Raw genomic sequence first — 6,340 nt, 5'->3', positions numbered from 1 at the left:
GCGAAGCCGGGAGAGCGGCTTCGTATTGAAGTCAGGATGACACCGAAAGACACAGGCTTTTTCGATGAAATCGTCACACTTAAATGTAACACAGCAAGTTCCTGTCAAAGTAAAAATAAGAGGCCAAGTTCAGTAATTGAACGAAAGGAAGGCAAGCTCCCCGAAACCCCTTAGAAAGGAGGTGTATGATGGTAATATAAACCGGACAAAACAGAATGATGCAAGTTCAGTACATCATTTGGCTATCTTGATCCTCTATAGAAAAGGTAAAGGTAGAAAATTTACTGAATTAAAAACAATAAAACAAAGGTACGAAAAATGAAAAAGCATATATTTGGAGCAGCACTTTTAGTAGCAATAGCAGTGGCTGCTGGCTGGAATTACCAGCAAAATAAACAAGATGTTCAACTCTCAGACTTGGCGCTGACGAACGTGGAAGCGTTGGCCAGTGGCGAAGGGAGTGGTGACTGTAAATGGAGAACTGGACATAGCTCCGTAACCGGTTGGATCGCAATATGTGGCTCATACGGTGTTGGATATTCATGCTCCTGCGGAGATATAAAATATTATTAATTATCAGAGGGAGGTAACTTTTGCGAAAAGTTACCTTCTATAGAATATTCCATTTGGATTATGATAACAAGAATACGACTCTTGCTTTTTATATACTTGTTCTGTACAAATAGTATTAACGGTATTTTATCTCCCTCCCGTGTGGAAAATACCATTCAAATGGACATGAATCACTACCAAAAAATCACATTTGATAGTTTGATTACAGACATTTCCTGTACAAAACTAAGTAATACTGTATTTGATTTTTGTACAAATATGGTTCAATATAAAGATTTCCTATACTTTATGGGAAGTACTATGGCTGGAAAAAATGTATATATATACTCTAAGTCCGGAAAGTTCATAAAGGAAATTACATTTTCGGATGCCTTAATAGTCAATTCCATGTGTATTGTTCCGGAATTGGAGGAGTTGTGGGTCGTGAGCAGATTCAAAATTATTAACAAGTTCAAACTGGATGGCGCACCGGTCAAAAAAGTGTCTTTGCCTTTTCCTTGTGCCGCCATCATACCGACCGCAAAACAAGATTTTCTGGTTTATTCGGGAGGAGCCAATACAGAAAGAGGACACATTGAAGGACACTTTATGGCTCTCACCGATTTCAAGTCTATCCACAAATTATATCTGCCCAAATGGGGGAAAAAAGAATGGTTGTTCGCACCTTATAATTTATATACGACAGATGCTGACGACATTTTGATTCTCCCGGATAACACAGACACAATCTATAGATATGATACTTCCGAGAAGGAGATACTCCCATATTATAGTCTTGATTTTCATGGAGAATTTCTAACCAGAGACAAGTATCCCAAAGAAGATGCGGGAATGGCTGAAATAATCGATAAGAAAAAATACATCCATAACTGTTATAGCTTTTATTTCGCTTCGGATTATCTTTTTTTCAAGTTAATGGGGAAAAGGGACGATTTTTGTGCTATCCGGTGTAAAGACAATATCCTCTTTTCTTTCGACCGTCTTTTTGACAATTTCAGATCCAAATATGTGAATCCTTTTATCGGTTCAGATAAAAACAATCTTTATTTGCTTGTTCGCGAGAATGACCTTGCCGGTCATTACTTAAATATTAAATGCACATACCCGGCTATCCGGAAAATGTTACCCGGATTATTAACCACTGGGAACGATTGGATTTTACTAACGATTAAAATAAAGGAATAAAAGATGAAAAATATCACCCAACAGTTCTTTTTTATATGCTTGGTTTGCGTGCTTTTGAGCTCTTGCTCAGATCAAAAGGCAACAAAAATTGCTTTGATAGCGGATTTATCTCCTGAAGAATCCCGGCCGACATGGACGGAGTTGTTTTCTGATCGCTACGAAATTACTCCGCTGGAAACGACTTCCGGCAGTTTGATCGGGCAGATTGATAAGATCAGGAAGTTTCGGAACCATTATTATGTTTTATCCTCTAATGGCAAAACAATCCACCATTTCGACAAGGATGGAAAATTCGTATCGTCTTTGAACAGGCAAGGACAAGGGCCGGAAGAATATCCCCGAATAGAGGATTTCGATGTCTGCGAGGCAGATGGTAAAACTGAAGTATGGATTTCGGACAACAAAAGCCTGAAAGTATATGATGCTACCGATTTTTCTTTCAAAAGAAAAATTTCCTATCCATTTGTAATCCACAAATTTAAAAAGATGGAGAACTCTCATGTCCTGCTTGTCACCGGACAGAACGAAAACATTTTGACGTTGGTAGACAAAGAGGGGGAAATTATTGCCGAATATTTGAAAAAAGAAATACCCTACATCATGTTCCGGCCGGTACAATTTGCGGCTTATGGATCCAGTTATCTTTTCCAGTTAGGTATTTCAAACACATTCGTTTCATTCAACCCGCAAACTGAGCAATTCCAAATGGGACACTATGCCGGAGGAAATGAGTTTCTCACCGAAAAGCAGTTGTTGGAAATGTTTCAAACACACGGTATCGATTTTATCCTTGAAGCCAATAAATGCTCTTACATCAACAACATGATTTCTTTAGGGAATATAATCTGGCTACAGACACATCAGGGTGGAAAAAACTACCTGACAAAAGTAGAAGAAGGACAAAAGGTCTCAACCCAATTCTCATACGGGACAACTCTTTCCACTATTTCTGACGCAGAGAGCGATGACAGCATATTATTATATATCACGCCCGACCGTCTTTCGGAACACCCCGAAGATGTGATCGACAAATTTGGCAATAAGATTATTTGCAATATGGAAGATAATCCTTATATATTAGAGTTTTTTTAATGAATAATCATCTTAAATAAAGGAGGAGCAATCAGAAAAGATAGAAAGAAAGTAAGACAGTCAAACTATAAATATCAAGTAAAAAGAAAGGAGTCTCTGCCTACCGCCTCACAAACGTTAGCAGAAACTCCCGGACTTTTCCTCATTCAATAACAAATAAAGAAGGAGGTAACGGCAAAAGTAGTAAATTTGGAGTAAAGAAAAAAGGGTTGGGAATCACCTGTTCCGGGAAAAGATACCGGGTGAAAGAGCCACAATTAATAATAAAATGATAAATCCCTAAAAATAATAATAAAATGGGGACAAAAATTTTGGGCGTAATCGCTTTTGCAGCGATCGCCGCCGCCGCAGCAGGCTGGAACTACCAGCAAAATAAACAGGAGGTTGAACTTTCTGACTTGGCGTTGGCTAATGTAGAGGCTCTTGCTAGAGGTGAGAGCGGAAGAGATCGTTGTGACGACTTCACTACAATGACTTGCTTGTCAAATGGACATACATATTATAACATGTATCCTGCTTGCGGTTTATAATTTATAAACTATAGGTGCTGCTTAAATTTAACAGGGCAGCACCTTTTCCTAAAACGACATGATCATGAAAAGTCTATTCATTATTATTCTATGCTTTCTTTTCACCTCTTGTAGTGAAAACCAGTATCGCATTTTCACATTACCTGAAGAGACTCCTGTCAGCGGGGTTGACTATCCCTATGAACTCTTTATGAATTATCCTTGGTCAATAGATATCATAGATGATAAATTATTACTCTTTTCCACTAAAGGTGACTACTTTATGCGAATAGTTGATGCTAATAATGGCAAAGAGATTAAACAAATTGGTCTATTCGGTGGCGGACCTAAAGAATTTGTACAACCCGTCTATTGGGGAAAAAATGGTAAAGATGTATATGTTTATGATGAAGCAAAAATGTACCTGAGGACATATTCATGGCATGAAATCTTAAATGCGGAAGAATTACCGGAAGCGAAAACAATAAACTTGAAAGGTAATGAGAAAAATATCTTATTCGGCAAGGTACTTAATCAGGATTATTTTGTAGGTTCGGTCGTCGTTGGTATGCCCCAGCCTATAATTATACTGGATAAAGAGTTGAACACAATCGGGAACATGGGGAATATTCCGGATAAAGACCATCAAAGTGAAGTATTAGTTACTTATGGAGGTTCAGTCAGTTCGTATGGAAATAAGTTCGTGTCTACAATGGCATCATTTGGCTATATCGCCTGCTATGAGCAACAAGCAGATGGCACTTGCAAAATATTATGGGATGCTTGTGCAGAACAACCAATCTATAAGAAAGACCAATTAGACCTGACTCTTTTGAAATTAGGTTTTGCAGATGTGAAAATGACAAAAAATTATATCTTCTGTAGTTATTTCGGGCAAAAATATGATCGGGACAATCGGAAAAACATAAAACCCAGAAACATGCTGGTGTTTGATCATCAAGGCAATTTACTGAAAAACTTACGTTCGGAAAGAAGTTTAGCCCGGTTCACCGTTTCCGAGGACGAAAAAACAATCTATGCCGCGACTGAAGAACCGGAAGTGGCGATCATACGGTTTGATATTAGTAACATTCTGAAATAACAAGTTTATGAAAACATGGATTCTTCTCTTTTGCCTGCTGTTGGCTTCCTGCGGAGGTCGGCAAGCACAATTTTCCGATCATGAGGACTTTTACTGGATAGACTTTCGTCCCTTAGTCAAGAATGAGGCATTGGAAGTGGGTTTGAATGAATGGGGGACAAACCCTCGATACGTGCAATTGGAAACCAACGAATTCATTCAGATCAAATTCATACAAAGGGTTATTTTGGACGGTGATAAATTCTTAGTAGTTCATTCGGACAGATTATCTCTATTTGATAAAGATGGGAAATACCAATATGACATCGGGGAAAAAGGAGAAGAGGAAGGAGAATATTTCAGAATGGGTGGTGTTGTTTTGCGAAATGACACACTGTTTGTCGTAGATGGGAATTATGATTTCACACTTTACAACTGGCAAGGAGAATATTTAGGAAAGTGGTTTCAGCCCAAAATACGGCATACAATGAATTTTTTCCTCGTTCCCAATACGGACCTATTCTTAGGGCATGTAAATAATTTTACCGGGCAAAAGAAAGTTAGGTTCGTCTTTTTCCGGGACACAACAGCCATCAAAACGATTCCGGTTACGGAAAAACTCGAACCGGCATCACCAATGGTCGTATATAGCATACCTACTGAAATGAAAGCGTTTGACGGGCTTGTCCCCGCCTTCAAGGAAGTATTCAACGACACGATTTACCAAGTCGATGAAAGCTTGAATTTGGTCCCTTATGCTGTAGTCGAGTTAGGCAAATACAAGGCGACCAAAGAAGCCATGTTTGCTTGCACGGCTGAACAACTGATGAAAAAATGGGACTTCTTCAACGGCAAAATTGCGCTTGCTGCAACTGGAGAGAAAGACGGTATCATTTATCTGGCTCACCATGATGTAACTGATCCGTACACTTACAGCTATGACAAAAATACCCAACAAACGTTTTATCAAAAGGTCATCTATCCGGACAATTCTTACGGATTCAAGGAAGGAAGTACTTTCGTGCCTCATTTCATATCGACAGACGGGAAATATCTGATCGATTACGAAATACCCGAAAACGGGAATAATCCTGTGATTGTCCTTGTCGAACGTTAATAAACAATTCATACCGTCCATGAAAACATGCTTCTTATTCATGATATTAAGTATTCTGACCTCTTGTACAATTGGAAAGAACTGCAACCGGGAGAGAGCGGAACGATCACGGTCAGCTACGAAGCGGAACAGCCGGGCGATTTTTACCGAACGGTAGACATTTATGGGAACATTCCGAACAACTCGCTGATGGTGAGTTTTATCGGGACAGTGAAATAAAATAATTAACGGGGAAAAGAAAGGAGTTCCTGCACACAGAACCTTGCAAGTCTAAGCAGAAACTCCCCGATTTTTCCTCATTCAATAACTAATAAAGAAGGAGGTAACGACAAAAGTAGTAAATTTGGAGAAAACAACAAAAGGGTAGGAAATCACCCGTTCCGGGAAATGGTACCGGACGAAAGAACCACAATTAATAATAAAATGGGAACGAAAATTTTGGGCGTTATCGCTTTTGCTGCAATCGCCATAGCGGCTGACTGGAATTACCAGCAGAATAAACAGGAAGTTGAACTCTCAGACTTGGCATTGGAAAATATTGATGCGTTAGCAAGAGGAGAACATGGACCGGATTGGGGACATAGTAAACTCGTTTATGAGCCAAATGGTTGTTGCAAAGATGATCCTTACTTAGATTGTTCTGGAGCATACAGTCCTTGTTGATAAAAATTATGCCAAGAGGCCTTAGAGCCTGTTTAAATTTTGCATTTGTTGGTTGTGAGAGTTGTATTGAGGATGTTTTTCTGTAGGAGATGCCGTCTTTTTTGTTGAAACACGTGACTT

General features: G+C 39.1%; 8 protein-coding genes. All 8 read left to right on the top strand.

Translation table 11 applies throughout. The features are described 5' to 3' along the window. The first annotated feature begins 318 nt into the window (after nucleotides 1-318). The 8 genes from BHV83_RS11120 (at nucleotide 319) to BHV83_RS11085 (ending at nucleotide 6,220) form a co-directional block, all read left to right on the top strand. A complete protein-coding gene (locus tag BHV83_RS11120) occupies nucleotides 319-573 on the top strand; it encodes an NVEALA domain-containing protein (RefSeq protein ID WP_122206291.1) in 255 nt (84 codons plus the stop codon). Between the two features lie 387 nt (nucleotides 574-960). Next, complete coding sequence (locus BHV83_RS11115) at nucleotides 961-1,758, top strand: 6-bladed beta-propeller (RefSeq protein ID WP_224204192.1); 798 nt, start codon at nucleotides 961-963, stop codon at nucleotides 1,756-1,758. A 3-nt stretch (nucleotides 1,759-1,761) separates the two neighbouring features. After that, nucleotides 1,762-2,850, top strand: a complete 1,089-nt coding sequence (locus tag BHV83_RS11110) for a DUF4934 domain-containing protein (RefSeq protein ID WP_122206290.1) — start codon at nucleotides 1,762-1,764, stop codon at nucleotides 2,848-2,850. A gap of 296 nt (nucleotides 2,851-3,146) precedes the next feature. Further along, on the top strand, nucleotides 3,147-3,380 hold the full coding sequence (locus tag BHV83_RS11105; protein WP_005640599.1) for an NVEALA domain-containing protein: 234 nt from the start codon (nucleotides 3,147-3,149) through the stop codon (nucleotides 3,378-3,380). Between the two features lie 64 nt (nucleotides 3,381-3,444). After that, on the top strand, nucleotides 3,445-4,461 hold the full coding sequence (locus BHV83_RS11100) for a BF3164 family lipoprotein (protein WP_286757524.1): 1,017 nt from the start codon (nucleotides 3,445-3,447) through the stop codon (nucleotides 4,459-4,461). A gap of 7 nt (nucleotides 4,462-4,468) precedes the next feature. Next, nucleotides 4,469-5,557 carry a DUF4934 domain-containing protein gene (locus tag BHV83_RS11095; RefSeq protein ID WP_005640601.1) on the top strand — a complete coding sequence of 363 codons (1,089 nt, stop codon included), beginning with the start codon at nucleotides 4,469-4,471 and terminating at the stop codon, nucleotides 5,555-5,557. A gap of 63 nt (nucleotides 5,558-5,620) precedes the next feature. Next, nucleotides 5,621-5,776 (top strand): DUF1573 domain-containing protein, encoded by a 156-nt coding sequence (locus BHV83_RS11090; RefSeq protein WP_240142783.1) that lies wholly within the window; start codon nucleotides 5,621-5,623, stop codon nucleotides 5,774-5,776. A gap of 204 nt (nucleotides 5,777-5,980) precedes the next feature. Further along, nucleotides 5,981-6,220: an NVEALA domain-containing protein gene (locus BHV83_RS11085; RefSeq protein WP_005640603.1), complete on the top strand. Its 240-nt coding sequence runs from the start codon at nucleotides 5,981-5,983 to the stop codon at nucleotides 6,218-6,220. Nucleotides 6,221-6,340: the final 120 nt, after the last annotated feature.

This window comes from Parabacteroides sp. merdae-related_45_40, from assembly GCF_001915675.1.
Note: the sequence above shows the minus strand (reverse complement) of the source record. Positions and strands in the feature narration are given on the sequence as shown.